The organism is Lacihabitans sp. CS3-21 (assembly GCF_024343675.1).
GTDB lineage: Bacteria > Bacteroidota > Bacteroidia > Cytophagales > Spirosomataceae > Leadbetterella.
The window spans coordinates 1-1842 of record NZ_RJUD01000068.1 but is presented as its reverse complement, the minus strand read 5'-3'; the positions used below and the strand labels follow the sequence as shown (position 1 = coordinate 1842).

Annotated in this window: 2 protein-coding genes; both read right to left on the bottom strand. The window is 32.7% G+C overall.

Features of this window, described 5'->3' with window-relative positions:
* Window positions 1-345: hypothetical protein (locus EGI24_RS14395; protein WP_255049165.1), on the bottom strand; the 345-nt coding region annotated here is incomplete at its 3' end.
* 154 nt (window positions 346-499) lie between these two features.
* Window positions 500-1168, bottom strand: a complete 669-nt coding sequence (locus tag EGI24_RS14390; RefSeq protein WP_255048629.1) for a hypothetical protein — start codon at window positions 1166-1168, stop codon at window positions 500-502.
* Between the last annotated feature and the right edge of the window lie 674 nt (window positions 1169-1842).

The window sequence follows — 1842 nt, the reverse complement described above, 5'->3', positions numbered from 1 at the left end:
TATAAATTTTAAAATTCTACGGTATTTGGCAATATATCTACCGCTTATGTCAGGTGAAATGTCTTGATGAGCATGTAAGTATGATAACTCTGTCGCTTGCTCATGAAACCAAAAGATATTCTGATAAAACCTATAAGATTTTTCGTTGTGGCAAATTTCTTTGAATTTCTTAATGTAGTATTTTAAAGAAAATGAAACTATTTCACGTACTATATTTTGGTCTGGAAACGGTCCGAAGCCATATTTCTCGATAATAAGTCTGGAAAGTTCTGTCCTGAATTTTGCTTCAGCTATCTTCTCTCCTTTGAAAATATAATATTTGTCTTTTACAAAATGAATCGACATGGTATCTAGTTTTTATTCTTGGCCATTTAAAGGTTTTTATTTTTGTTAGTTGAGCAGTAATCAAAGGGTGTAAAGCCTTTGGATAAAAATTTATTGCAATGAGCATTAGAAACTACAAAAAATCAAACTAAGCTAAAGTTAAAATAATATAAAATTAATCTTTGAGGCAGTAACTTATGAGCTCATCTTCAATATCTTTCATTAAAATTATTAATTCGATGAACATTATTTGTTCAGAAATATCAATTCCATTTTTTGAATAACCTAAGCTTAATCCTTTCCATGTTATATTATCTATCTTTGGGTTATTAACTGTAACTTTGAAATTATGTGCCAATGCATTGCGTACTAACCAGCCAAATGTAAAAATAGTATTCCATTTTGTCGGATCTGTACCGAATACTTTAATTACTTTATCTTTTGTTGATTCCCAATATTGAATATATGTCGCTTGTCCTAGTGATAAAAAAACCTTTGCGAATCCGTCTAATCCTCCATTAATTTCTTCTTGGTCGGGAAAGGTTTTTTCTTTGAAATGTATGTTTATACTTTGAGGCCATCTATTGTCCATTAAATATTTGTAAATATCATACGGAAAAAAATAGTATATCTTGTTTGTGGCCTTAGTTCGTCCTTCAAAAAACAAATAGTGTCCCTCTTTATATGCTATGGCTTCAGTAAGGTAAGAGTCCATTAGCAAATTAGTTGAACAAACTCCAGCTAAAAATGAAACTACACCATCAAAAAAAACATATGAGTTATCAATTCGAATAAATTCAATTTTGTCTTCGGATCGCAAATAAAATATGTCTTGCTCGGTCATGATTTTAGTAAAACTGCTAAATCTTATATAAACAGATAAATTGAGGTAGCTAGCCGAATGTTTTCTATTAAACTAATATACTGAGGTATTTCATAGAAGGTACTTATATTGTTTACTGAGTCAAATATATGAGATATTTTTTTCTGAATGTGGGTCATGAATATTTTATTATCTGGCTGCTTTTGGGTAATTTAAATATTTTCGAAGGTTTGTTGTTTCGTGACCTGAAGAATTTATTAACTAATTGAAGTATTTTGAATTCAAAATGAAGGTTTTTAGAGTAATTTAGGTTTTTTTTATAATGAAAGCGGGGTCTCGACTACGCTCGACCTGACAGTAGAGATCTCAGAAATTTGTGCACAAAAAAAAGCCCCAAATTTGCATTTGAGGCTTCTTAATTTTCACTTCACATCTTTGGAGGCTACAATATCGCCTCTGCCTACGGGGAATCGATTGGACTGGCATCCCAGGCGAAACGTCGCACCGTCGGAATGCCGCATCACCGTTTTAATCCATGAAAGGGACGTATGCATTTTTAGATTTTACACCAAAGAAAAAGCCTCGGTATTTCTACCAAGGCTTCTAAATTTTCACTTCACAACTTTGTGACCCTACGGGGAATCGAACCCCGGTTTCATCCGTGAAAGGGACGTGTCCTAACCGCTAGACGATAG